The sequence below is a fragment of the Ruegeria sp. AD91A genome, from assembly GCF_003443535.1.
GTDB lineage: Bacteria > Pseudomonadota > Alphaproteobacteria > Rhodobacterales > Rhodobacteraceae > Ruegeria.
In genome coordinates this window covers 1439455-1463769 of sequence record NZ_CP031946.1, presented here as the reverse complement: position 1 = coordinate 1463769, position 24315 = coordinate 1439455, and the positions used below count along the sequence as shown (strand labels likewise).

General features: G+C 57.0%; 22 protein-coding genes. 12 read left to right on the top strand and 10 right to left on the bottom strand.

Annotated elements, in window-relative coordinates:
• Positions 1 to 81: 81 nt before the first annotated feature.
• From rpoH to D1823_RS07310, 3 genes are all read left to right on the top strand, one after another.
• Complete coding sequence (gene rpoH / locus D1823_RS07320; protein WP_117869292.1) at positions 82 to 978, top strand: RNA polymerase sigma factor RpoH; 897 nt, start codon at positions 82 to 84, stop codon at positions 976 to 978.
• 244 nt (positions 979 to 1222) lie between these two features.
• Complete coding sequence (locus D1823_RS07315) at positions 1223 to 2197, top strand: Gfo/Idh/MocA family protein (protein WP_117869291.1); 975 nt, start codon at positions 1223 to 1225, stop codon at positions 2195 to 2197.
• Between the two features lie 215 nt (positions 2198 to 2412).
• On the top strand, positions 2413 to 3279 hold the full coding sequence (locus D1823_RS07310; RefSeq protein WP_205511936.1) for an alpha/beta fold hydrolase: 867 nt from the start codon (positions 2413 to 2415) through the stop codon (positions 3277 to 3279).
• Positions 3280 to 3399: 120 nt separating this feature from the next.
• Here D1823_RS07310 and D1823_RS07305 read toward each other — a convergent pair whose 3' ends face one another.
• The 3 genes from D1823_RS07305 to D1823_RS07295 form a co-directional block, all read right to left on the bottom strand.
• Positions 3400 to 5220, bottom strand: coding sequence for a M3 family oligoendopeptidase (locus tag D1823_RS07305; protein ID WP_117869289.1), 1821 nt, complete (start codon positions 5218 to 5220; stop codon positions 3400 to 3402).
• 85 nt (positions 5221 to 5305) lie between these two features.
• Entirely contained in the window at positions 5306 to 6280 is a 975-nt protein-coding gene (locus tag D1823_RS07300; protein WP_117869288.1) for an alpha/beta fold hydrolase, read from the bottom strand.
• A complete protein-coding gene (locus D1823_RS07295) occupies positions 6280 to 6570 on the bottom strand; it encodes an SCP2 sterol-binding domain-containing protein (RefSeq protein ID WP_117869287.1) in 291 nt (96 codons plus the stop codon). The genes D1823_RS07300 and D1823_RS07295 overlap by 1 nt, the downstream gene beginning before the upstream one ends.
• 30 nt (positions 6571 to 6600) lie before the next feature.
• Here D1823_RS07295 and D1823_RS07290 point away from each other — a divergent pair, with 30 nt between their 5' ends.
• From D1823_RS07290 to D1823_RS07265, 6 genes are all read left to right on the top strand, one after another.
• Complete coding sequence (locus D1823_RS07290) at positions 6601 to 7209, top strand: tetratricopeptide repeat protein (RefSeq protein ID WP_117869286.1); 609 nt, start codon at positions 6601 to 6603, stop codon at positions 7207 to 7209.
• 23 nt (positions 7210 to 7232) lie between these two features.
• Positions 7233 to 10058 carry a helicase-related protein gene (locus D1823_RS07285; protein ID WP_117869285.1) on the top strand — a complete coding sequence of 942 codons (2826 nt, stop codon included), beginning with the start codon at positions 7233 to 7235 and terminating at the stop codon, positions 10056 to 10058.
• Between the two features lie 6 nt (positions 10059 to 10064).
• Positions 10065 to 10430: an RNA-binding S4 domain-containing protein gene (locus D1823_RS07280; RefSeq protein ID WP_117869284.1), complete on the top strand. Its 366-nt coding sequence runs from the start codon at positions 10065 to 10067 to the stop codon at positions 10428 to 10430.
• 66 nt (positions 10431 to 10496) lie between these two features.
• Positions 10497 to 10835 (top strand): ferredoxin FdxA, encoded by a 339-nt coding sequence (gene fdxA / locus D1823_RS07275; RefSeq protein WP_117869283.1) that lies wholly within the window; start codon positions 10497 to 10499, stop codon positions 10833 to 10835.
• Between the two features lie 281 nt (positions 10836 to 11116).
• Positions 11117 to 11626 carry a CarD family transcriptional regulator gene (locus tag D1823_RS07270; RefSeq protein WP_117869282.1) on the top strand — a complete coding sequence of 170 codons (510 nt, stop codon included), beginning with the start codon at positions 11117 to 11119 and terminating at the stop codon, positions 11624 to 11626.
• A 117-nt stretch (positions 11627 to 11743) separates the two neighbouring features.
• Complete coding sequence (locus tag D1823_RS07265; protein WP_117869281.1) at positions 11744 to 12505, top strand: ion channel; 762 nt, start codon at positions 11744 to 11746, stop codon at positions 12503 to 12505.
• Here D1823_RS07265 and cobS read toward each other — a convergent pair.
• Positions 12502 to 13266, bottom strand: coding sequence for an adenosylcobinamide-GDP ribazoletransferase (gene cobS, locus D1823_RS07260; protein ID WP_117872788.1), 765 nt, complete (start codon positions 13264 to 13266; stop codon positions 12502 to 12504). The two genes, D1823_RS07265 and cobS, sit on opposite strands and share 4 nt — an antisense overlap.
• Before the next feature lie 78 nt (positions 13267 to 13344).
• Here cobS and cobT point away from each other — a divergent pair, with 78 nt between their 5' ends.
• Complete coding sequence (gene cobT, locus D1823_RS07255) at positions 13345 to 14355, top strand: nicotinate-nucleotide--dimethylbenzimidazole phosphoribosyltransferase (protein WP_117869280.1); 1011 nt, start codon at positions 13345 to 13347, stop codon at positions 14353 to 14355.
• A 30-nt stretch (positions 14356 to 14385) separates the two neighbouring features.
• Here cobT and D1823_RS07250 read toward each other — a convergent pair whose 3' ends face one another.
• Together D1823_RS07250 and D1823_RS07245 are read right to left on the bottom strand one after the other, a co-directional pair.
• Positions 14386 to 16266 (bottom strand): monovalent cation:proton antiporter-2 (CPA2) family protein, encoded by a 1881-nt coding sequence (locus D1823_RS07250; RefSeq protein WP_117869279.1) that lies wholly within the window; start codon positions 16264 to 16266, stop codon positions 14386 to 14388.
• Positions 16267 to 16286: 20 nt separating this feature from the next.
• Positions 16287 to 16742, bottom strand: a complete 456-nt coding sequence (locus tag D1823_RS07245; protein WP_117869278.1) for an Lrp/AsnC family transcriptional regulator — start codon at positions 16740 to 16742, stop codon at positions 16287 to 16289.
• Between the two features lie 147 nt (positions 16743 to 16889).
• On the opposite strand from D1823_RS07245, the gene hppD reads away from it, so the two are divergent.
• Complete coding sequence (hppD, locus tag D1823_RS07240) at positions 16890 to 17987, top strand: 4-hydroxyphenylpyruvate dioxygenase (RefSeq protein WP_117869277.1); 1098 nt, start codon at positions 16890 to 16892, stop codon at positions 17985 to 17987.
• 88 nt (positions 17988 to 18075) lie between these two features.
• On the opposite strand, the gene D1823_RS07235 is transcribed toward hppD, so the two are convergent.
• A complete protein-coding gene (locus tag D1823_RS07235; protein ID WP_117869276.1) occupies positions 18076 to 20028 on the bottom strand; it encodes a hypothetical protein in 1953 nt (650 codons plus the stop codon).
• Between the two features lie 164 nt (positions 20029 to 20192).
• Here D1823_RS07235 and D1823_RS07230 point away from each other — a divergent pair, with 164 nt between their 5' ends.
• Entirely contained in the window at positions 20193 to 20888 is a 696-nt protein-coding gene (locus D1823_RS07230) for an SIMPL domain-containing protein (protein WP_162896780.1), read from the top strand.
• Positions 20889 to 20890: 2 nt separating this feature from the next.
• On the opposite strand, the gene D1823_RS07225 is transcribed toward D1823_RS07230, so the two are convergent.
• The 3 genes from D1823_RS07225 to D1823_RS07215 all read right to left on the bottom strand — a co-directional run bounded on the left by D1823_RS07225 (position 20891) and on the right by D1823_RS07215 (position 23964).
• Positions 20891 to 21601 carry a GNAT family N-acetyltransferase gene (locus tag D1823_RS07225; RefSeq protein WP_117869275.1) on the bottom strand — a complete coding sequence of 237 codons (711 nt, stop codon included), beginning with the start codon at positions 21599 to 21601 and terminating at the stop codon, positions 20891 to 20893.
• Positions 21602 to 21603: 2 nt separating this feature from the next.
• A complete protein-coding gene (locus tag D1823_RS07220) occupies positions 21604 to 22896 on the bottom strand; it encodes an O-acetylhomoserine aminocarboxypropyltransferase/cysteine synthase family protein (RefSeq protein WP_117869274.1) in 1293 nt (430 codons plus the stop codon).
• A gap of 72 nt (positions 22897 to 22968) precedes the next feature.
• A complete protein-coding gene (locus D1823_RS07215; RefSeq protein WP_117869273.1) occupies positions 22969 to 23964 on the bottom strand; it encodes a hypothetical protein in 996 nt (331 codons plus the stop codon).
• Positions 23965 to 24315: the final 351 nt, after the last annotated feature.

Genomic DNA, 24315 nt, shown 5'->3' with positions numbered 1-24315 from the left:
TAGCAGCACCTCTTGAATGGGAAGGGTTTCTTACCCATATCCTATGTTAAAGACTTAAACATTTGTCGGAGGGACATCATAATGGCAAACTACGCAAATCTCCCCGCACCGACGCCCGAGGGCGGCCTGAATCGCTATATGCAGGAAATCCGCAAGTTTCCCCTGCTGGAGCCGGAAGAAGAATACATGCTGGCCAAGCGCTGGGTCGAAGAGCAGGACACTGAAGCCGCACACAAGATGGTGACATCTCACCTGCGTTTGGCAGCCAAGATTGCCATGGGCTATCGCGGCTATGGGCTGCCGCAGGCCGAAGTGATTTCCGAGGCCAATGTGGGCCTGATGCAGGCGGTCAAAAAATTCGACCCCGAGAAAGGCTTCCGTCTGGCGACTTATGCCATGTGGTGGATTCGCGCCTCGATTCAGGAGTATGTCCTAAGGTCTTGGTCGATGGTCAAGTTGGGCACGACTTCGGCTCAGAAAAAGCTGTTTTTCAACCTGCGTAAGGCCAAGGCCCGCATCGGAGCGCTGGAAGAGGGTGATCTGCGCCCCGAAAACGTCAAGAAAATCGCGGAGGATCTGGGCGTCACTGAAGACGAAGTCATCAGCATGAACCGCCGAATGTCCGGTGGCGATGCGTCCCTGAACGCCACGGTCGGGTCCGAAGGCGAAGGCACCATGCAATGGCAGGACTGGCTTGAGGACGAAGATGCCGATCAGGCCGGTGATTACGAAGCACGCGATGAGCTGGAAGCGCGTCGGGAACTGCTGGCAGCGGCTTTGGATGTGCTGAATGATCGGGAAAAGGATATCCTGACCCAGCGCCGTTTGATGGATCAGCCTGTCACGCTCGAGGAATTGAGCACACAGTATAACGTGAGTCGCGAGCGAATTCGCCAGATCGAAGTACGCGCGTTCGAGAAGCTGCAAAAGAAAATGCGGGATCTGGCGCGGGAAAAAGGCATGCTGGGCGTCAACTGACAGATAGACCCTTGGGCCGACCCTGTCGCGTTTACGCGAAGATAGAAAACGCTCTCTGAAGATCAGGGGGCGTTTTTTTGTAATTATTGGCAGCCACTGACGCTGAGGCGCGAAAAAGTGGCTGAAGGCCGGAAGCTGTGCTACGAGAAAGAACAGTTTTTCTTCTTTGATATTGTGGCAGGTCGAGCCTTCGGGGACCCTTTGGAAGCGCACAATCTGAAACGAGACGAGTACGGAGGGCGCAATGCAAAAACCGGTTCAATTTGGTGTATTGGGTGCTGCGAAATTTGCCCGTGAATACATGGCCCCAGCGATACATGCTGCCAACGGGGCGCGTTTAGCCGCGCTGGCAACGTCCGATGCCGCAAAGGCCGAACCGTTTCAGTCTTTTTGCCCGGATTTACACGTGTATGACAGCTATGATGCGCTGTTGGCAGACACCGGAATTGACGCAGTCTACATCCCGTTGCCCAACCATATGCATGCGGAATGGAGCCTGAAAGCCCTAGAAGCTGGCAAGCACGTTCTGTGCGAAAAGCCAATGACCATGAAGGCGGATGAATTCGACCCGTTGATCCAAAAGCGGGATGAAAGCGGCCTGCTGGCCGCCGAGGCATACATGATCGTCCATCACCCTCAATGGCAGCTTGCAAGGAAACTGATCGCTGATGGTGCCATCGGCAATTTGGTACATGTGACCGGTGCATTCAGTTTCGACAATCGCTCTGACACTCGGAACATTCGAAACCGTGCGGAAACGGGCGGCGGAGGTTTGCGTGACATCGGGGTCTACGTGATCGGTGGAGCACGCTTTGCAACCGGGCAAGAGCCTGTGTCGGTGCAATCCGCGATCCGTTGGCAGGATGATATCGACATCTTTACCGAAATTCGCGCGCAGTTCCCTGGATTTACCTATTCCAGCTATGTGTCCATACGGATGCATCCCCATCAGGAGATGGTGTTTCACGGCGAAAGCGGTTTGATCCGTCTGACGACCCCGTTCAATGCACGTGTGTTCGGAGAGGCTCGGGTCGAGCTGCACCGGCCGGGGCTTGAAGTTCAGGTTACCCGCTTCCCCGGAGCAGACCATTACAAGTTGCAGGTCGAGGCCTTCTGCCGATCAACCCGGGATGGGGCGGAATACCCCTGTTCTTTGGAATTTTCCCGCGGGACGCAAGAGTTGATTGATCGTGTATTCGAGGGCGCGGTTTCACTGTAACTTGCGTTGCGGCCAGCGGCTCAGCTATCCTGAGTGTCACAATTTCAGGAGATGACCGATGGCCGCTATGAACCCAAATCGACATCTGCGTTTCATTGTGCGGTTTAATAGTTATGGTTCAAAAATAATGAGTATGGCTCGTATCTATAAATCAAATCTATGCCAGCAGCCTGATGAACACACGACTCGAAGCTATTTCGCTGTAGGAGAGCAACTTGACCCAACACATGACGCTCAGAGATGGTAGAACTCTCGCCTTCAGCACTTACGGCGATCCAAATGGAACACCGGTGATTTTTAGCCATGGGTTTTCCGACTCTCACGTCATTCGTCACCCCGACGACAGTCTGACCGCTTCGCTTGGCGTACGGTGGATTGCAGCCGACGAACCCGGTGTCGGCGGGTCGAGCCCGATGAAAGATCGGAGAATGGTCGATTGGGGCGCTGATATGGAGGCTCTGGCTGACCATCTTGACCTCGATACCTTCAATGTCGCGGGCCATTCCGGAGGCGGCCCTCACGCATTGGCAGTGGCATTCCACATGCCCGAACGTGTGCGCAAGGTCGCGCTCGCTTCTCCTGTGGCTCCGTTTGATGAGCCCGGCGTTACCAAAATGCTGGTATTGAAGGACCTGAAGACCATCGCGAAACTGCGCCACCTGACCTTCCTGATCCGCTGGGCAGAGCGTGCTGGTGCCAAAAGTGCATTGAAAGATATCCCTTCATATGTGGAGTCCGTCGTTGACCAGATGCCCAACGAGGCCAAAACAATACTCCGTACTCCCGAGCAACAAGCCCTGTTCGAAGAAAACTTTCGCCTTGGGTACCAACAACACGAGGAGGGTGTTTTCGAAATGACGATGGCCCTTTGGGATTGGGGCTTCTCGCCAAGTGATATCGCGCAACCCGTGGAACTCTTTTATGGTACTGCAGACGACATTATTTCACCGCAAATGCCACGACACCTATGCTCTGAGCTTCCTAATTGCACAGCGCATGAGTGGCCGGGTGCAGCACACTATGGGTTTGTGGACCGCGCGCGTTGGACCGAATTTGTCGGCGCGGTCGCTAGTCTGTCTTAGCAAGCCAAAGGCAGCTTTGTCCGCGTAGCGGGCATTCAAGGGCCCCTTGGGCGCAACATTGCCGGGCATGGCAAGTTTTTTTCCGCAAGGCAGATGTCGCTACCCTCTGTTAAGGGCGTCTCAGCCCTCCATCGCCTCCAACTCGTCAATGAATCCTGAGATCATCGACAGGCCCTTGTCCCAGAATTTCGGGTCGCTGGCATCCAGCCCGAACGGGGCCAACAGTTCCTTGTGGTGCTTTGATCCACCTGCGCGCAGCATTTCGAAATACTTGTCCTCGAACCCGTCCGCGCCGCTTTCATAGACCGAGTACAGCGCGTTCACCAACCCGTCGCCGAAGGCATAGGCATAGACGTAGAAGGGCGAGTGAACAAAGTGCGGGATATAGGCCCAGAAGGTCTCGTACCCGTCCATGAATTCAAACGCGGGGCCAAGGCTTTCGGCCTGAACGCTCATCCACAAGGCGTTGATGTCGTCCGGGGTCAGTTCCCCCTCGCTCCGGGCTGCGTGCAACTTGCATTCAAAGTCGTAGAAGGCGATCTGGCGGACCACCGTGTTGATCATGTCCTCGACCTTGCCGGCCAGCAGCACCTTGCGCTGTTCGGGCGTTTCGGCCTGGTCCAGCATCTTGCGGAAGGTCAGCATCTCGCCGAAGACGCTGGCGGTTTCGGCCAGGGTCAGCGGCGTTGAAGACAGCATCTCGCCCTGATCGGCGGCCAGCACCTGATGGACGCCGTGGCCCAGCTCGTGGGCCAGGGTCATCACGTCGCGCGGTTTGCCCAGGTAGTTCAGCATCACATAGGGGTGCACATCGGTCACGGTGGGATGCGCGAAGGCGCCCGGGGCTTTGCCGGGTTTCACCGCAGCGTCGATCCAGCCTTTCGAGAAGAATGGGGCCGCGATGTCGCCCATGCGGGGATCAAAGGCGTTATAGGCATCCATCACCGTTTTTTCGGCGTCATCCCAATTGACAATACGCGTGTCTTCCATTGGCAGTGGCGCGTTGCGGTCCCATACCTGCATGACGTCCAGACCCAACCATTTGCGCTTCAGCTCATAATAACGATGGCTCAGTTTGGGGTAGGCGGCCACAACCGCCTCGCGCAGGGCCTCGACCACTTCGGGTTCGACATCATTCGACAAGTGACGCCCTGTTTGCGCGGTTGGCATACTGCGCCAGCGATCGACAATTTCTTTTTCTTTGGCCTGCGTGTTGTGAACACGTGCAAATGTTTTGATGTTCTCCTGAAAGACCGAGGCTAATTCGCGCGCCGCAGCCTCACGTTTGGAACGGTCCTGTTCGGTCAGCAGGTTCAGGGTGCCTTCGATGTTCAGGTCATTACCGTCCACATTGAACGTCAGACCGGCAATGGTCTCATCAAACAGGCGTTCCCACGCGTCGCCGACAACGCCCAGATCGTGCAGGAATTTCTCAAGCTCATCAGACAGCTGATAGGGCTTCATCGCGCGGATGCGGCGGAACACGGGCTCGTATCGGGCAAGATCCGGGTTGGCAGCAAAATGTGCCTTGAGCACATCATCTTCAATCCGGTTGATCTCGAGCGTGAAAAACACCAGAGGCGTTGTGAAAATCGTGACTTTTTCCTGCATGTCCGACAGGAACTTGGCCCGCTCTGCGTCGGTGGTCAGTTGATAATAGCGCAAACCGGCAAAGGACATGATCCGGCCTGCGATGGCGTTGATCTTTTCATTGCGCTGAACGCAGGTCAAAAGGGCCGCTGCGTTCAGTTCTGCCAGCTTGCCTTCATAGTCAGCAGCGAAAGCCGCACATTCGCCTTCCAGCCAGTCCAGGTCGCGCGCCAGTTCGGGCGCCTCTTCGGATGCGTAGAGATCCGTCAGATCCCATTCGGGCAGATTGCCCAGATTGTCGGCACCGCCCATTGCGTTTGCGTCACGGACGGGAAAGGGAAGGTCGCGCATGGATCACCTTTTGTAGACTGCTTTTGCAAACATCTAGGGTTGGCGCGCCCGGATCACAAGCGGCCAATCCCGAAGGTGAAAAGGTTTACGAGGAAACCAGCTTGGCCGCTCCATTTGATTGGTTGGCCAGGAAATGCTTGGCAAGCTGGTCCAGAACCGGTCCTCGAACGTCGGGTGCTTCCATCAGTACCTCGTGTTCTCCGTCCGGGATTTCGATCAATGTGCCGTTCGGCCAATTGGCCATACGTGCCCTTATGGCCTTGCGATCGACGATTTGCTCGTGGCTGCCCAGAAAAGTCAGACAGGGTGTCTTTGGGGCAGGCTGCTCCATCAACCATTCACATTCGTCCAGCGACTCGCGCAGCCAACGGTTGGAAGGGGCACCAAGTGCAAGTTCGGGATGCGCATTCAGCTGATCTTGCATCATCCGGTACATGTCCGGGTCGCGGGTCAGCATATTCCCGTCGAAAGGTTGAGACAGGACATAGCTTTCAAGCGTTGTGGTCGGGGGAGTGCGTTCGCCAAGGCCAAGCGCCGTGCCCCAATAAGCGGTAACGCGGCTCAGGGGTTTCATCACCGGAGTGAAGAAAATTCCCCACATCGGGCCCGTGAACGCGCAAGCGGCAAAGTACCCTTTTTCGATGACGGCACGCAACCCGATGGCGCCGCCCATCGAATGCCCCACGACGTACCACGGTTTCGGTAAATCCAGAGCGTCAGCAAGGTCCAGGGTTGCCTGAACATCGTGCTGGTAATCGGTGAAATGATCGACATGGCCGATGCGTGGGTTTTCCAGCAGCCGATCCGCAAGACCCTGACCGCGCCAGTCTACGGCCAGCACCGCGAACCCTCGATTCACGAATTCTCCGGCGGTATTGCCATACTTTTCTATGTATTCCGTGCGTCCGGGAAACACCATGACGGTGCCATGGGCGCGACCAACCGGACGCCAGTGACCAACGCGAATGCGTTTTTGGTCAGACGTCGTCAACCAGTGGGCCTTTCCACCGGCAGGTCCGCCGGCCACGTCTTCAAAAAAGGGGGCCGGCGACAACTCCATCAGGCCAGCACCGAGGCAAGCTTCATGGCAACACCCATGTCGCCATCAATGCTCAGCTTGCCGGACATGAACGCGCCGGTAGGGTTCAATTCACCGCTGAGGATCTGTTCGAATGTGTCGGCGTCAGCGCTCATGGTAACGTCAGCGTCGTCATCACTGACCCGCGCGCCATTCTCGTCCAAAACAATTGCGCCCAGATCGGCGATATCAAACTTGGCCGAGGCATCGAACGCGCTGCCTTCCAGTTTTTCGTTCAGCGCGGCAGCTGCCTTTTCAAGAATCTCGCTCATGCTTTTCCTCATATTGTTAGTGCGCCGTGAATGGACATCCCCGGTCGCAACGCTACACTGACTATTGTTATGAGCATTGCAATTCACAATCTCAAAGGTACCGTTGCGGCACTTTTTGTCCTAGTCACGTTTTCCACCAATTGCTTCGCGCAACAGGCGGATTCGCGGGACGAGGGCGAGTTGTTGCAAAAACTGGCCCACTCGACGCCCGAACAGGCATTTGCCATTGATAGGCAATTGCAGGCTCTTTGGTCGCAATCCGGCTCGCCGTCAGCTGATCTGTTGCTGGAACGGGGTCGTGAAGCATTGGATGATGGCGAAGTCGACGCTGCACTGGATCACCTGACGGCACTGACGGATCACGCTCCTGATTTTGCCGAAGGTTGGCATCTGCGCGCGTCTGCCTTTTTCGGCGTCGAGCGATTTGGTATGGCGGCTGCCGACCTGGAACATGTGCTGACCCTGAATCCAAATCACTATGAGGCGATTTACGGTCTGGGGCTGATCTTCGAAGTTATCGGGGAACCTCAGAAAGCCTACGAAGCATATTCTCGGGCCTTGGCTATACATCCCCATCATGAAGAAGTAACCAATGCCGTGAATCGGCTGAAGCCTCAGGTTGAAGGCAAGGCGCTGTAAGGCTCAAGGCGCAGGGGGCGAATGTGAGCGGGTCATCCCGAATCGTGGCCGTACTGGGCCCGACCAACACTGGTAAAACCCATTACGCTATTGATCGCATGCTGGGCCATCGGACCGGCGTGATCGGTCTGCCGTTGCGCCTGCTGGCGCGCGAGGTCTATGACAAGATCGTTGCGATCCGTGGGCCGTCGGTCGTGGCGCTGGTTACGGGTGAAGAGCGGATTGTGCCGCCTCGCGCTCAATACTGGGTGTGTACCGTTGAAGCGATGCCAGAGGGCATGGGCGCAGACTTTGTTGCCATCGATGAGATACAGCTCTGTGCCGATCCTGAACGGGGTCACGTCTTCACCGACCGTCTTCTCAGGTCACGCGGTACGAACGAGACATTACTCCTGGGCTCGGACACAATGCGTGGCCCCATTTCGGCGCTGGTCCCCCAGGCACAGTTCGTGCGGCGAGAGCGGATGTCACAACTGGTTTACTCTGGCTCCAAGAAGATCAGCCGGATGCCCCCGCGCAGCGCCATCGTCGGATTCTCGGTAGAAAACGTCTATGCCATCGCCGAATTGTTGCGCCGCCAGAAAGGTGGTGCAGCGGTGGTTATGGGCGCGCTCAGCCCGCGTACACGGAATGCACAGGTAGACCTGTACCAAAACGGCGAGGTTGATTACCTGGTCGCCACGGACGCTATTGGGATGGGGTTGAATCTGGATGTGAACCATGTCGCGTTTTCATCCCTGTCCAAGTTCGATGGGCGCCGGATGCGTCCACTTGCGCCAAATGAGCTGGCGCAGATCGCGGGCCGGGCAGGTCGCGGTATGTCCGATGGTACCTTTGGCGTGACCGGAGAGGCCCCACCGCTGGACGAAGGGTTGGCTCAGGCGATCATGGACAGCCGGTTTACGCCGATGAAAAAGGTGAACTGGCGAAATGCTGCCCTGAGGTTCGGCTCGATTGACGCGCTGATCGGTTCTCTTGAAGTCAGCCCAGATGATGAACACCTGATCAAAGCCCGCCCCGCTGACGACCTGAACGCGTTGAAATCGCTGTCGCAAGTGTCCGAGGTCATAGCCCGTGCAAGCGACGGCCCGTCCATCCGCTTGCTGTGGGATGTGTGTAGAATCCCTGATTTTCGCGGTATCAGCCATGCAGAACACGCCAGTTTGCTTGAGGTGATCTATGGTCACCTGCATGAACGGGGATCTATTCCCGACGAATTCATGGCACGGCAGATCCGGCGGATCGATCAGACCCACGGCGATATCGACGCTTTATCTAAAAGATTGGCATATATTCGCACGTGGACATATGTTGCGCAGCGAAAAGGTTGGGTTCGTGACGAATCACATTGGCGCGACGAAACCCGCACTGTAGAAGACAGACTGTCTGACGCTCTGCATGAGCGTCTAACGCAAAGATTTGTGGACCGGCGCACGTCTGTGTTGCTGCGCCGGCTCAAGCAGAAGGAGGCCCTTTTGGCCGAAGTAAATGATAAGGGTGAAGTGACCGTCGAAGGCGAATTCGTCGGTCGTTTGGAAGGGTTCCGGTTTACTCCGGACAAAAGCGCGCAGGGAACCGAGGCGAAAGCTCTGAAATCGGCATCCCTGCAAGCACTCGCGCCGCAATTCCATCTGCGCGCCGACCGCTTCTACAATGCGCCCGATACAGAAATTGATTTCACTGATCAGGGTGGCCTGATGTGGGGCGAATATGCCGTTGGCAAACTGGTTGCCGGGGCAGAACCTCTCAAACCTATTGTCGAGGTATTCGTTGACGAAGCCGCAGGGCCGGACGTCGAACAGAAAGTGCAGCGCCGGTTGCAGCATTTCATTGACCGAAAAGTAGCGGCATTGTTTGAGCCGTTGCTGAACCTGTCACGCGATGAGGAACTCAGCGGTCTTGCCAGAGGTTTTGCCTTCCGCATGGTCGAAGCGCTGGGCGTTCTGCCGCGCGCTCAGGTCGCACAAGAGGTCAAGGATCTCGATCAGGATGCCCGTGGCGCCTTGCGCAAACATGGTATCCGGTTTGGCCAGTTCACCATCTTCATGCCGCTATTGCTGAAACCAGCCCCGACGCGTCTGCGTTTGGTGCTGTGGGCGTTGTCCAGTGGTTTGCAGGAATTTCCCGAAGCGCCACCACCCGGGCTGGTCACCGTGCCGGTCGCCAAGGATGCGCCGCAGGGTTATGACACCATGTGTGGCTACCGCGATGCAGGCGAGCGCTCGATCCGTATCGACATGCTGGAACGCTTGGCCGACATGCTGCGTGCTGAAGACAGCCGCGGCGGTTTCGAGGCCAAACCCGATATGCTGTCGATCACCGGGATGACGCTGGATCAGTTCGCCGATCTGATGCAGGGTCTGGGCTACAAGGCAGAACGTGGCGAACGCGCGAAAGTCAAACCTGCACCGGTCGAACAGCCTGCGGCAAATGCGGCTGACAAACCGACCGCCGAAGAGGCTCCGGCGAGTGAAGTCGCGGCGGAAGAGGTCGCCATACCCGCCGAGGCGGCAGCCGAGGCCGCCGACAGCACCGAGGCGTCAGCCGAGGTTTCCGCAGAGAGTCTAGCCGCAGAACCTGTGTCAGACGAACCCGAAGTTGAAGTGTTCTATACCTTCACCTGGGCCCGTCAGCGACAGCCCAACCGGGCCCCGCGCCGTGAACAGGGGCAGGGCAAGGGCAAACCGCGTGGCAAACCGCAGGGTGGCCGTGGCAAACCTCATGGCAAGAAGGGCGGCAAACCTCAGGGGGCCAAGACCTTCTCGTCAAGGCCTCCGAAAAAGGAAAAGGCCATCGATCCCGACAACCCGTTTGCTGCTGCGCTGATGGGTTTGAAGGACGGTAACTGATCCGAAATGGCCGAGGCCAGGCTGCGGATCGATAAATGGTTGTGGCAGGCACGGTTCTTCAAGACCCGTAGCCTGGCCGCCAAACAGGTCAGCGGCGGTTATTTCAGGCTGAACGGAGACCGGGTGCGGAAACCGGCGCAAGCTGTGGCTCCCGGTGACGTTCTGACGTTTCCACAGGGCCGCATTGTTCGTGTCATACGCGTGGAAAAACTGGGTGAACGCCGTGGTCCGGCACCCGAAGCGCAAATGCTGTATTTCGATATGACCGAAAAACAGGACGTCCCGCCTAAAAATCCGGAGTTCGAGGGAAAAGGTCGTCCGACTAAGAAAGATCGTCGCGCACTTGATCTTTCTCGCACAGAAGATCGCTGATCTTATCTTGAAGAGTAGGCCAGACTGAATTAGCTAAACGCTCAAACCGCAAACGGGAATCCGATCATGACCTATGTTGTCACCGAAAACTGTATCGCTTGCAAATACACCGACTGCGTCGAGGTGTGCCCGGTGGACTGTTTCTATGAAGGTGAGAACACATTGGTCATTCACCCCGACGAATGCATTGACTGCGGTGTTTGCGAGCCGGAATGTCCGGCAGATGCGATCCGTCCCGATACCGAGCCGGGCATGGAGCAATGGGTCGAATTCAATCGCAAGTTCTCGGAAATATGGCCCGTAATCGTTACCAAGAAAGACCCGCTTCCCGACGCCGAAGAACACGATGGTGAAGAAGGTAAGATGGAGAAGTATTTCTCGGAGGCGCCTGGCGAAGGCGGCTAAGCGATTCGCGCTCATATCCCTGTTTTCTGCACAAGGAATGCAGCATAACCAGTTGAAAACAGGATAAATATGAAAAATTCCCGTGGGGTAAACTTTCGGGTGTCGTGTTTTTGTGATATACTCTGTACCTGTATGATGACCGAGATTGGGATGCGCTCCACAAGTATGCTCACTTTGGAGTTCTGAATTTTTGACAATATCGCCGCCTGCGGGGCTGAAACAGTCCCCGCATGTGGTGTTTTTGTTGTCTGTGTCCCGTCCGTAAGCAAGGAAAAAACTGAATGACAAAGTCGAAAAAGCTCGAGTTCCGCCCGAACGACTATGTTGTCTACCCCGCACATGGCGTAGGCCAGATCATCTCGATCGAAGAACAGGATGTCGCGGGGTTCTCTCTGGAGCTGTTCGTCATCTCATTTGAGAAAGACAAGATGACGTTGCGTGTGCCGACGAACAAGGCTACCGAATCCGGCCTGCGGTCGCTCAGCTCACCCGATGTGATCAGCCAGGCGATGAAAACGCTGAAAGGCAAGGCGAAGGTTAAGCGCGCCATGTGGTCCCGGCGTGCGCAGGAATATGAGCAGAAAATCAACTCTGGCGACCTGATTTCGATTGCGGAGGTGGTCCGCGATCTGCATCGCACGGACGATCAGCGCGAGCAGAGCTATTCCGAGCGTCAGCTATACGAAGCGGCCTTGGAGCGTCTGACCCGCGAGGTCGCGGCCGTTTCTGGTGCAGGCGAAGTATCCGCCGCCAAACAGGTAGACGAAGTTCTGACCTCACGCGCTGCCTGATAGCGAACTCTGTGAAAAAACGGGCCGCTCCAAGTTTGGGGCGGCCTTTTTCGTGACTTGGTGAATTGCCTAAGTGCCGCTAATTTCACTGTAGATGCAGCAAGCTACAGGGCGGACATGAAGCAAACAGTTAGATATCTGTATATCGGACATGACCCGATTTCGGTCTGGTTTCGGTACGCGCTGATCCTGTTCGATGTTACGACAATCGTTTTCTTTGTCGCGACGGCACATGTCCCTCACGGTCCCGGCTTGGTCCTTGCAAGCCAGTTGATCGGTTTTTTGATTTTGTTGGACTTCTCTGCGCGGCTTTGGATTTCAAAAGACCGCTGGAAGCTGCTGCGCCAGATTTATACGCTGGCGGATATTGTCGTTATCATGTCGTTGGTTCTGGATCCGTTTCTGACGGGCAACCTGGCTTTCCTGAGGATTCTGCGTGCCCTGCGCTTGATCCACTCATACCATCTGCTCAGGGACTTGCGACGCGACAGCAGCTTTTTTCGCACCCATGAAGACGCGGTGATTGCAGCGATCAATCTGATGGTTTTTGTCTTTGCCACCTCTACGGCGGTTTTGGTGTTCTTTATTCCGGAAGACGCACAGACGCCTTACATAGACGCGCTGTATTTCACCATGGCCACCCTGACCACAACTGGTTTCGGTGACATCACGCTGAGCACCCCCTGGGGGAAGCTGTTCTCGGTTTTCATCATGGTCGTGGGTGTCGCGTTGTTTGTCCGTTTGGCGCAGGCGATCTTTATGCCGCAGAAAGTACGTCACAAATGCCCAAGCTGCGGGTTGTATCGGCATGATCCGGATGCCGTGCATTGCAAGCATTGTGGTGGAACACTGCGGATCGAAACTGGCGGCGCGTCCTAAATCCGGGCGCTGATGGCAAGCAGAAACGCGATCTCTGCCAGTTGTTGTGATGCCCCAAGTATGTCCCCGGTCTGGCCACCGATTTTCTTGCGCGCTATCAACGCCAAGATGGCTGCTACCAAGGCAGCAGAGAAGATGGCGGTGATCGCCATACCCCCGCACAGGAAAACGGCGATTAGAACGGCCAGGCCCAGGGACATGCTGACCGAAATCGTGCTGGGGGTTCCCACCGAATGGCTCAGCCCGGATTTTCTGGCGTTCGGCAGGGATGCCATCAAAACCGGCATCAGGGCGCGTGAACACGCGCAAGCCGCCAGAATCGTCCAAATCGATCCGCTTGCCAAAATCGCGGCAACTGCCAAAACCCGAGCAAGCTGAGAGATAACCAAAGCAAGAACACCATAGGTTCCGGTCTGGCTGTCTTTCATGATTTCAAGTCGGCGTTCGGGGGTGAATCCGCCCCAGAGGCCGTCGAACGTATCTGCCAGACCGTCCTCGTGCATTGCACCCGTCATCATGATCAATGTCGCAACCAACAAGGTCGCAGCAACCAACGGGAACAGATGAAAGACCATTGCCAGCCATCCAACCATACAGGCAATCCCTCCGACGACCAGCCCGGCGACGGGGAAGGCCCATGCCGCCTGTGCCTGCCGTCTGAACACAGGTTCAGGCAACCGGGGCAGGGGCAGGCGGGTCAGCAGCACCAGCGCCAGCGGAATATCCCACAGGGAAAAGGGTTTGGTGTCGTTTTTTTGCACGCCCGTGCCTTTCGGGGTCTTGTTGGATTCAATGCTTCGGTTAAACACACAGGACCACTCTGATGCAATGAGGCTTTCATGTTGCCTGAACTGAATGATTTGAACGCGTTCCGCGCTGCGCTCGCAGCTGCTCCGGGGCCGGATGCCACCGCGGCGCAGGGCGCGGCAGAGCGAAACGGACAACTGACGAAACCCCCCGGTGCGCTGGGGCGACTTGAAGATTTGGCTATCTGGTACGCAGGATGGCGAGGAGATGCCCGGCCACAGATAACGGCGCCACAGGTCATTGTCTTTGCAGGAAACCACGGAGTCACTGGACAGGGGGTCTCGGCTTTTCCGTCGGAAGTGACCGTGCAAATGGTGATGAACTTCGAACATGGCGGTGCGGCGATCAACCAACTGGCCCGGGCTGCGGGTGCGGCGATGGATGTACACGCACTGGATCTGGACAACCCGACCGCAGATTTCACCCAGGCACCGGCCATGACGGAAGCCGAATTGCTGGACGCGCTGCGTACCGGCTGGCAAGCCGTGGATCAGCAGGCTGACCTGTTGGTCGTGGGCGAGATGGGCATTGGCAACACCACCCCGGCTGCCGCCATTGCCTGCGCGCTGTTCGGTGGTGACGCGTCTGATTGGACGGGTCGCGGGACGGGCGTCGATGATGCAGGTCTGACCAACAAGACCCGTGTAGTGGCCGAAGGTGTAGCCTTGCACAGGTCAGAGGATGGCCTGGAAATCCTGCGCTGCCTCGGAGGGCGTGAGATCGCAGCGATGGCCGGGGCGATTGCCGCGGCGCGAGTATTGCGCATTCCTGTGATCCTTGATGGGTTCATCTGCTCGGCCGCCGCTGCCTGCCTGTGGAGGCTGTCGGATACCGCACTGGATCACGCCGTGGCAGGCCACCAAAGCGCCGAGGCTGCGCATGGCGCCGTGTTGGCGAAGCTGGGCAAGGAACCGCTGTTGAGCCTTGGTCTCCGGCTGGGTGAAGGGTCGGGCGGGGCTCTGGCGATCAACATTCTCAAAAGCGCCGTGGCCTGCCATTCCGGTATGGCGACCTTTGCCGAGGCAGGGGTATCTGACGGCTGAGTACTTGCGTGACCCGGGCACAGACCTGGGTCAGGCGGATTTCTTGGCGTGCTTTTCAGCCAGTTCCAGCAGCGCGGTTTCCAGATCTTTTTCCAGTTGCTGCGCGCGCTCGATGTACTTCTTGTTTTCCGCTGTTGGCAAACCCGGGACCCAAAGCTCGGCCAGATCGCGAACTGACATCCGGTCATGGTGGTAAAAGGTCTGCTCCGCCTGCGCGGCTTCGTATTCACTCAACCCGATATTCTCCAGAACATAGCGGCCTGCGCGCAGCGAGCTGTCGAACAGTTCCCGCACGATGTCATTGGCACCAGCCTGATAAAGCTCATACACATGGGTACGATCTCGGGCGCGGGCGATGATGTGCAAGTCAGGGCGCTGCCGTCTGGCAAAACTGACGAGCCGTGTGACTTGCTTGTGGTCATCCATAGCAGCCACAAGGACCGACGCTTTTTCCAACCCCGCAGCGCGCAGCAACTCGGGGCGAGTGGGATCGCCCAGAAAGCCTTTGACGCCGAAACGGCGCATCAGCTGAATTGTTTCGATGTTGTGGTCCAGTACAACCGTCTTGAAACCGCTGGCCCGCACCAGCCGGTTTACAATCTGTCCGAACCGGCCAATCCCGGCAATGATGACGGGGCCTTTTTCATCAATCTCGTCCGGTACAGGTTCTTTGGAGGTGTCGCCGATCTTTCGAGACAGAAGATCGTAGATGATAAACAGAAGCGGTGTGATCAGCATCGTCAGAGCGATGATCATCAGCAGTTTTTGGGACAGGTCGGGGGGTATGACATTCTGTTGCGTTGAAAATGCCAGCAGGACAAAGCCAAACTCACCGGCTTGCGCCAGCCCCAACGTGAACAGCCAGTGATCGCGCGCATGCAGCTTGAACGCCTTGCCAACGAGATACAGGATGATCCCTTTTGCAAGGATCAAAAGAAGCGCCAGACCGATCAGGTCAAGGGGGTCATCGAAGAAATACGCAACATCAATACCGGCACCGACCGTTATAAAGAAAAGCCCGAGCAATAGCCCTTTGAATGGCTCAAGGTCGCTTTCCATTTCGTGCCTGAACTCGGAACTGGCCAGAACCACGCCCGCCAGAAAAGCGCCAAGGGCAGGGGAAAGGCCGACGAGGGTCATCAGGAAGGAAATCCCGACCACGATCATTAGCGCCAGAGCGGTATACATCTCGCGCAGGCGGGTCGCGTGGATGAAGCGAAACAGCGGGCGGGTCAGGTAGACACCGGCCAGAATGACAAACACAACTGCGCCGATCGTGACCAGCGTGACGGCCCAACCCGGCAAACCTTCGACCAGAGAAAGGCTGTGATGGTCCGCGCCGTGAAGATCACCGGCCCCGCGGTCGATCGAACCATCCGATTCGATATGAGGCATGGCCGGCAAGGCCAGAAGTGGCAGCAAGGCCAAGATCGGAATGACCGCAATGTCCTGTGTCAGCAGTACCGAAAATGTAGCTCGACCGCCATTTGTCTGCATCAGACCCTTTTCCGACAGGGTCTGAAGAACGATTGCTGTAGAGGACAGCGACAAGGTCAGCCCGACGGCCAGAGCAACCGACCACGGGTGGTTCGCATAGATTGCCACGGCAGCGATCGCAGCCGTTGACAACGCAACCTGCAACCCGCCCAACCCCAGCAACTTGTCACGCATATCCCAAAGCGCGCGCGGCTCCAGTTCAAGGCCAATCAGGAACAGCATCATCACCACGCCGAATTCGGCAACGTGCTGAAGGTTTTCCGTTTCCGCACCGACAAGCCCGAGAACAGGGCCAATGATGATCCCGGCGGCCAGGTATCCCAGAACCGATCCCAAGCCTAGCCTCGCAGACAGGGGAACGGCGATGACTGCCGCTGCCAGATAGATCGAAGCCTGGTATAGGAAAACGTCCATTTGTGTCCTCTCGGGCCCGTTCAGGTGGGCAGGGGCGCGTCGCGTTTCAGTTGATCCATTACGATCTGGCTCTGAACTCTTGCAACGGCAGGATGCGGCAGGATGACCGAATGTAGCAAGCTGTTGAGGGCGGAAAGATCGTCACAGTAGATATGCAGAAGGTAATCTGCCTCTCCGGTCATCGTCCATGCGCTGGTAATTTCGGGACGGGTATCGACCATGCGGGCAAAGCTTGCGGATTGTTCAGGGCCATGAGTACCCAGATGAACCTGAACAAAGCCTTGCACGTGAAGACCCAGTTTCAGCGGGTCAAGCCGGGCGGCATACCCGGTGATGTACCCTTCGGCCTCAAGCCGTTGTCGGCGACGTCCTGCCTGACTGGGCGACAGGTTCAGCATCTCGCCCAGTTGGTGTGCGGTCAGATGCGCGTCCTTCTGCAGGGCGGAGAGCAATCGCTTGTCGGTCGCGTCCAGCATGTGCGGAAGAATCCTGACTTTAATAACTTTTATGCGCGTTTTGCGCGCCTAACGGCAGTCTACAAGAAAACAATGCGCAGAAACAGCGTCAAAAAAGTCGTATTTTTGAATCAGCAAAGAAATTCCTGTTCTCGAAGGAGACGCGCCATGGGTCCTTTCCCACACAACGCACCGAAATCTGTTATCAGCGAAGAAAACCCTGCCGGTACCGATGGGTTTGAATTCGTCGAGTTTGCCCATCCTGAACCGCAGGAGCTGCGTGATCTGTTCGCAAAGATGGGGTTTGACCTGGTGGCCCGCCATAAAGACAAACCTGCCATCGAACTGTGGCAGCAAGGGGATGTCACCTATATTCTCAACGCTGACCCTGACAGTTTCGCGGAAAAGTTCGTGGCTGAACACGGCCCGTGCGCTCCTTCTATGGGCTGGAGAGTCGTGGACGCGCAGAAAGCATATGACCATGCGGTATCAAAGGGTGCAGAACCTTACAACGGTGCCGACAAGACCATGAATGTGCCTGCGATCAAGGGCATCGGCGGATCATTGATCTATTTCATTGATCAGTACTACGACACGTCGCCCTACAATCAGGAATTCGAGTGGATCAAAGAATCCAAACCACGGGGTGTGGGGTTCTTCTATCTCGATCACCTGACGCACAACGTCTACAAGGGCAACATGGACAAGTGGTTCAAGTTCTACGGCGACCTGTTCAACTTTCGCGAAATCCGCTTCTTTGACATTCAGGGCAAGTTCACCGGGCTTTTCAGCCGCGCGCTGACATCTCCCTGTGGCCGCATCCGTATTCCGATCAACGAAGATCGCGGTGAAACGGGTCAGATCGTGTCTTATCTTAAGAAATACAAAGGTGAAGGCATTCAGCATATCGCCGTCGGCAGTGACGACATTTACGCCTCGACCGATGCAATTGCGGAAAACGGCCTGAAATTCATGCCGGGCCCGAACAAGGCGTACTACGAAATGTCCAAGACCCGCGTGGCCGACCACGATGAGCCGCTGGACCGGATGATGAAACACGGCATCCTGATCGATGGCGAAGGTGTCGTTGATGGGGGTGAGACCCGGATCTTGCTACAGATATTCTCGAAGACTGTCATCGGTCCGATCTTCTTCGAGTTCATTCAGCGCAAAGGTGACGACGGTTTCGGCGAGGGGAATTTCCAGGCGCTATTCGAATCCATCGAACGCGAACAGATCGAAAGCGGCGAGATTTCCGCAGCCTGATTGAAACGCACTGGCACGCCGGGGGCTGTTCATCTGCCTCCGGCGCTTTTATGTGACAGTTGTTGCGTCAAAAGATCGATTGCCGGTTTCAGCTGCGCGGCATCGCCAGCGTCACGTTTCGACCCTTTTTCTGATACCGAAGTTCACTGTCACTGATCGCAATGACCTTGCCGCCGTCAATGCGGTCTCCGACTTTCAGCTTCTTGTAACGCCCGCTGGGAAGCCGCACCAATGCGCGTCTGTTGGCTGGCGTTCCGTAGACTCCGATCAGGTTCAGCCTGCGCAGATTGATTGCGTTGTCGATCGTGGCTTGTCGTGCGACGGACGCGGTCGAGGGGATTTTGGGTGCGACGGTCTTTGGTTGGAACGACCCTGCTTCATCAGATGTCTGATCCAATGCTGCCGTAGACCCCAGATTTGAACTGCTTGAAGCGGGTGTTTTGGCAGGGGCCAATCCGGCTGGACGGGACTTGGGGCGCGGGACTCTGACGACAGCCAAAGCGGTTGGTGCTTCGTCAACTTGCGGCTGAACCTGAAGGCTTTCGGGGCGCTCTTTGGGCCGCTTGCTCGCCAGCTCTTCCAATGACCGGCCACCCAGCTGGCCGCGCTCAAAATTCTCAACCAGATCGGAGGGGCGTGGCTTGGGGCGAATTCCGGCCAACCTGCCGTCGGCTTCGTCAACCAGCGGTTCTTCTTCGAAACGAACCGGAGTTTCAGGGGGAACCTTGGAGGGGCGCCCCAGAAAAACAATGACCCCATCCGGATTCACGGTGCCATCCGGTGTTGGCACGACCAGTCCGTTCTCATCCAGATCAAATCGTGTGCCAGCAATGTTTGGGGATACGTCGGGTTTGAAAGGAGCGTCAGTGTCAAAACTGGGGTCGGGAGGCAAGGCAACCGCATCGGTGAACAGATCGGAGTTGTCAAGCGATGCCAGATAAAACTCCTGCGGTTCCACGGTCTCCGGTATTTCCGGTGCTGCAGGCGCGGTTGTGTTGACGCCCGTAACGGCCAGTATATCCTTCTGTGTCGCGGGGTCCTGAGCGACGGATTCCACCGGGGTAGGGGCAACCTTGAGGGCTTCCAGAATTGCTGCGTCTGTAGCGGTCAGATCCGGCTGCGCATCGGTCTCCGCCTCTGAGACGTTGGTTTGAGGCTCTTCAGGATCATCGGTGGCAAGATCCGGAACTACTTCCTGCGGGTCCTCCAGCGCGGCCGTGTCCGGCTCTGGTTCGGGCGTGGGTCCTGGGGTTGGTTCTGGGGTCGAAACCTCGACCGGCGCAGGGCTCTGTTCCGCCTGATCCTTTTCAGAGCCGAACCCCATTGCCAGCCATGAGCCAACAAGTCCGCCAACAAGCAGCACAGCGGCAAAGACAGGAATGGCAGACCGGTTTACCCCCGCAGGCCCATCAACGTTCTTACCCGTGGTTTCCGTGGGCACGCGGAAAGCCTCGGGCGCGGTGGTGCCGGCAATAGGATGGGTGGGCAGGCCGGACGTATTGGCCTGTTCAGGAGCGTCCGTTTCTGCCAGTGCGGGCTGGTCTTCCGGGTGTGAACCCTCGGAACTGTCTGAGGTTTCGCGGAACACCGCCTCGCGCGGGAACGCGCCCTCGTGACCTTCGGCGGTGAACGTCACCACCACAAAACCATGTTCCGAGGCAAAGGTTCGCGCTTCGGCCAGAGTTTCAACCGCGACGGCAGAAACATAGGTCGTGTCACCTTCGGTCTGGCTGTCATAACTCAGTTCTGACAGGGCGTAAGGTGTGGCTTCCACCAGAGCATTCTTGATACGTTCCGTCCGGTCTTTTGGGGGCAACCCATCGGTCGATAGCTGTAGAAACCGAACCTGATCCGCCGGCAGCACAAGCTTGCAGCTCAGATCATTTTCCAGCGCAAATGCCTTTTCCCGCAACGCCTGCATCTGTCCGGACAAGTCCGGAACATCCAGCGGAATCGTACCGATGACGAACCAGTCGTCATCCGAACGGTGGTGCAGTGTTATTCCGGTCGTAGAAAAAGACAGCGCAAAGGCGGGTTTCATATTCCGGAGGAACCATAATTATCAACGTCAATGCAAACGACTTTGCGTGTGCAGACCGACATTAAAGCAGGAACCCGCCGAGGGAAAGAAAAAGGCAACCTCTCCTCTTGTATGGCCAAGCCCTGCCAACCCATCTTGGAACAGAACAACTTGGAGTGATAACCTTGAAGACATTCGCTTTTCTGGCCGCGATGATGGCGGCAACGGCCGCTGGAGCAGCCCATGCGGAAGAACGTCGCATCAACGTTGATGCAACCGGGACTGTGCAGGTCGCACCCGATATGGCGACGATCACGCTGGGCGTAACAAACGAAAACGCAGAAGCCTCGGCTGCGATGCAGGCAACGTCGGATGCCGTTTCCAAAGTCCTGGCGCGCCTGACCGAGATGGGTATCGAAGATCGTGACGTCCAGACACGGGACCTGTCATTGTCGCCCGTTTGGTCGGGTCGTCATGGACAGAGTGGGGAGAAGCCTGAAATCACCGGCTTTACAGCGTCCAACCGCGTGTTTGTGCGCGTGCGCGACCTGACCCAATTGGGGAAAATCATGGACGCGGTCATTCAGGACGGCGCCAATGATTTCGGGGGCTTGAGCTTTGGCGTACAGGATCCTAAACCGATCGAGGCGCAAGCCCGCGCCAAAGCCGTCGGTGAAGCCACTGCCAAGGCAGAACAGTTGGCGCAGTCAGCGGGCGTAACGCTCGGCCCGGTTCAATCCATATCCGAACAAACGGCCGGTATCCGTCCGATGGCCGAAATGCGCGCCATGAGCATGGCGGATGCGGGTGGTGTTCCCGTTGCAGGCGGAGAGGTCTCGGTTTCCGTCAGTGTCTCGATGGAATTCGAGATTTCGGAATAAGATCAAACTTTCGCGCGGGCCATCAGCGGTTTACGCTGCTGGCCCTTGCTGTCAAAATTGTCGGGCGACAGCCAGGATTCGAATGCATCGCGGATGCGCGGCCATTCACTGTCGATGATCGCGTACCATGCCGTGTCCCTGTTGCGGCCCTTGTAATGGGTCGCCTGCCGGAACACCCCTTCGAAAGTAAATCCCAGCCGTTCAGCGGCACTGCGTGACGGTGCATTCAGCGCATCACATTTCCACTCATACCGGCGATAGCCAAGCTCGTCGAAAACCCGCTTCATCATGAGGTACATGACCTCTGTCGATTGCGGCTTGCGCTGCAGCAGCGGGGAAAAGTGGATATGCCCAACTTCGATGGCGCCAGCTGCGGGTTCGATCCTCAGATAAGATGCCATGCCCACCGGCACCTCGTCCGCATCCAATACAGTATGAAACATCGGGTCCGCATCCATGCAGTTGGCACGGACCCAGTCTTCAAACTGCGGCTCACTGTCAAACGGGCCATAGGGCAGGTATGTCCAGTTACGACCATCCCTGTCATTTGCAAACGCCCGGAACAGTCCGGGCGCATGTCTGTTCACATCAAGTGGCACGACAGAACAATACTGTCCTTCCATCGGTGTATACGGCGGTGTCGGGCGCGGAAATTCACCCGAAACCGGTAAACCGATGGGCTGGCCAAGGTCGTTTGTGTCGTGCCCGGTCATCGTCAGGCGCTGGCTTTAGCCAGAGCTTGATCAAGATCCGCGATCAGATCGTTCACGTCCTCGATCCCGATGGAAACACGCACCACGCCCGGACCTGCGCCGGCAGCCTCCTGCTGTTCCGGCGTCAGTTGTCGGTGGGTGGTCGAGGCCGAGTGAATGATCAGCGAGCGTGCGTCACCCAGATTGGCCACATGGCTGAAAATCTCAAGGGCGTTGACCAGTTTGATACAGGCGTCATAGCCACCCTTCACCGCAAAGGTGAACAATGCACCGGCGCCACGTGGATATTGTGACTTGACCCGGTCCTTGTAAGGCGATGACGGCAATCCCGCATAGGTGACGTATTCCACCCGGTCATCCGCTTCCAGCCACGCAGCGATTTTCTGGGCGTTTTCAACGTGACGCTCCATCCGCAGCGACAGTGTTTCGATTCCCATCAGCGTGTAATGGGCTGCCTGTGGGTTCATTGTCATACCCAGATCGCGCAGGCCAATGGCAATACCGTGGAACGTGAAGGCCAGCGGGCCAAAGGTCTCGTGGAACTTCAGGCCGTGATACGCTGGTTCAGGTTCGCTCAGTGACGGGAATTTGTCATTCGCGGACCAGTCGAACGTGCCCGAATCCACGATGCACCCGCCAGTGACAGTGCCGTTGCCGGTCAGGTACTTGGTGGTCGAATGCACAACCAGCGTCGCACCGTGCTCAATCGGGCGGCACAGGTAAGGCGTGGCTGAGGTGTTGTCGACGATCAGCGGGATGCCCGCAGCATCAGAAACGTCTGCCAACGCACGGACATCAGTCACATAACCGCCAGGGTTGGCGATGGATTCGCAGAAAACCGCGCGGGTGTTTTCGTCGATGGCAGCTTTCACGGCATCCAGATCATCGGTGTCTACGAATTTTGCCGACCAGCCAAAACGTTTGATCGTCTGGCTGAACTGCGTGACCGTGCCGCCATACAGACGGGTCGAGGCGACAACGTTGCAACCCGGTCCCATCAACGGGAACAGCGCCATGATCTGTGCTGCATGCCCGGACGAGCAGCAGACTGCGCCGACGCCGCCCTCAAGCGTCGCCACGCGTTCCTGCAGAACGGCGACGGTTGGGTTGGTCAGGCGGGAATAGATAAAGCCCACCTCTTGCAGGTTGAACAAGGCCGCTGCGTGGTCCGCATCGCGGAACACATAGGCAGTTGTCTGATAAATCGGTGTCTGGCGCGCTCCGGTCGCCGGGTCGGGGCGGGCGCCCGCATGAATTTGCAATGTGTCGAAACCGTAGGTCGGGCCGTCAGACATCTTGAAAATCTCCTGTTGGTATCTGTCTTGCGGAATCTGTAGGCCATTGCCCGCCTGCGCACAACGATCCTGTCAGCGCAGCCAGAGGCCTTTGCTTTTGATCGCGTTGCGCAGCGCCTGCTCCCGTCGCGGCAGGTTGTCCTGATCAAACAGGCCGCGGATTTTCGCGCCTTTCCCCTGAAGAACCAGCTTTTTCAGCGGATCATACTGTTTGAGCACTTTTTTGATCTTGTTGGGGGCCACGACGGTTTCCAGCACATCGATCACGTGATCGCTTTCGCGGGCATAAAGCAAAGGGAACAGGCGATAGTGGCAGCTGACGGAACCGTCCAGAAGCCCGTCAGGCAAAGCATCCCGCCCGCCGCCGAAAGAATGAATGACCAGCGGCAGGGCCGCCTGATCCAGCCATGGGTCAAGGTTCTGGCCCGTCAATTCGGGAATGTTTTCATCTCGGATAGTTCTTGCGTAGTCCAGGTACCGTTCACCGAAAATCCTGGGGCATTTGTAAAAGAAGTAACCCGCGTTGAAGTAAAGGTAGCGCCGCCAGTAACCATCGGGTTGGTCCGGATCCACCGAGCTTTCGAAATCCAGCCCGAAGCGCGCATAAAGCGCCCGCCAGATACCGTCAAAGCCGGGGCCGTACAGCGTCGGCTTTGGCCACGTGCCCTCGACCTTCAATGAGGCTCCGGGGCGGTCGAAATCGAACGGAACGCTTGTGATGTCACCGGTGATCAGCGTGTCCGTATCGAAGAACACAAAGGGTTCACCTTCCGGCAGGGCCAACAAAGCCTCGATCTTGTTGCCATAAGGGTAGCTTTCACCAAAAACATGCGAGTCGAATGGCAGGATTTCGACATCCAACTGGTTCAGGGCCCTCAGAACGTCCTCGTCCTGAATGCTGGGGTCGTGCTTCCAGCGCGGGCCCGGGTTGGGTGTGGCGACAAACAACCTGCCCTTGAACTCAGGTGAGCAATGGCGAAGCGAGGCCGCGAACAACAGGGCCTCGTATTGCAGGCGGTTGTTTTGCCCGACAACCGCGATGTTGAAATTCTGAGAACTTGCCTGCATCTGTGCCCATTCCTGAAAGCTGCCGGAACCGGCACCCTTGGTCCGGATTACAGCAAGCGGAGTGGGGCGTCAAAAGCCGATAGTTTGATTTTTCATCATCTATGTCATTCCCTTCACCGGGCCGAGGAAGGGTTCGCGCAAGGTGGTCTTTGCAGACATCTCGAGGGTTTCACAGTCCATATGGAAGGGAGAAATCGGCGACGTGCCATGCTCAGTGGGCCGTTTTTTTGATCCCCGCACAGCCTGAAGGCGGGTGTATTTCTGTCAAATCCGAACACCTGCCCCAGTTATACGTCGTTTTTTGTGTTCAGTTCGCGGGTGAAGCGCCTGAGAATGCAGGTGTTTTGACTG

Coding starts and splice junctions, on each gene's coding strand:
- rpoH (WP_117869292.1), top strand. CDS start 82: ATGGCAAACTACGCAAATCTCCCCGCACCGACGCCCGAGGGCGGCCTG.
- D1823_RS07315 (WP_117869291.1), top strand. CDS start 1,223: ATGCAAAAACCGGTTCAATTTGGTGTATTGGGTGCTGCGAAATTTGCC.
- D1823_RS07305 (WP_117869289.1), bottom strand. CDS start 5,220: ATGCGCGACCTTCCCTTTCCCGTCCGTGACGCAAACGCAATGGGCGGT.
- D1823_RS07300 (WP_117869288.1), bottom strand. CDS start 6,280: ATGGAGTTGTCGCCGGCCCCCTTTTTTGAAGACGTGGCCGGCGGACCT.
- D1823_RS07295 (WP_117869287.1), bottom strand. CDS start 6,570: ATGAGCGAGATTCTTGAAAAGGCAGCTGCCGCGCTGAACGAAAAACTG.
- D1823_RS07290 (WP_117869286.1), top strand. CDS start 6,601: ATGGACATCCCCGGTCGCAACGCTACACTGACTATTGTTATGAGCATT.
- D1823_RS07280 (WP_117869284.1), top strand. CDS start 10,065: ATGGCCGAGGCCAGGCTGCGGATCGATAAATGGTTGTGGCAGGCACGG.
- fdxA (WP_117869283.1), top strand. CDS start 10,497: ATGACCTATGTTGTCACCGAAAACTGTATCGCTTGCAAATACACCGAC.
- D1823_RS07270 (WP_117869282.1), top strand. CDS start 11,117: ATGACAAAGTCGAAAAAGCTCGAGTTCCGCCCGAACGACTATGTTGTC.
- D1823_RS07265 (WP_117869281.1), top strand. CDS start 11,744: ATGAAGCAAACAGTTAGATATCTGTATATCGGACATGACCCGATTTCG.
- cobT (WP_117869280.1), top strand. CDS start 13,345: ATGTTGCCTGAACTGAATGATTTGAACGCGTTCCGCGCTGCGCTCGCA.
- D1823_RS07250 (WP_117869279.1), bottom strand. CDS start 16,266: ATGGACGTTTTCCTATACCAGGCTTCGATCTATCTGGCAGCGGCAGTC.
- D1823_RS07245 (WP_117869278.1), bottom strand. CDS start 16,742: ATGCTGGACGCGACCGACAAGCGATTGCTCTCCGCCCTGCAGAAGGAC.
- hppD (WP_117869277.1), top strand. CDS start 16,890: ATGGGTCCTTTCCCACACAACGCACCGAAATCTGTTATCAGCGAAGAA.
- D1823_RS07235 (WP_117869276.1), bottom strand. CDS start 20,028: ATGAAACCCGCCTTTGCGCTGTCTTTTTCTACGACCGGAATAACACTG.
- D1823_RS07225 (WP_117869275.1), bottom strand. CDS start 21,601: ATGACCGGGCACGACACAAACGACCTTGGCCAGCCCATCGGTTTACCG.
- D1823_RS07220 (WP_117869274.1), bottom strand. CDS start 22,896: ATGTCTGACGGCCCGACCTACGGTTTCGACACATTGCAAATTCATGCG.
- D1823_RS07215 (WP_117869273.1), bottom strand. CDS start 23,964: ATGCAGGCAAGTTCTCAGAATTTCAACATCGCGGTTGTCGGGCAAAAC.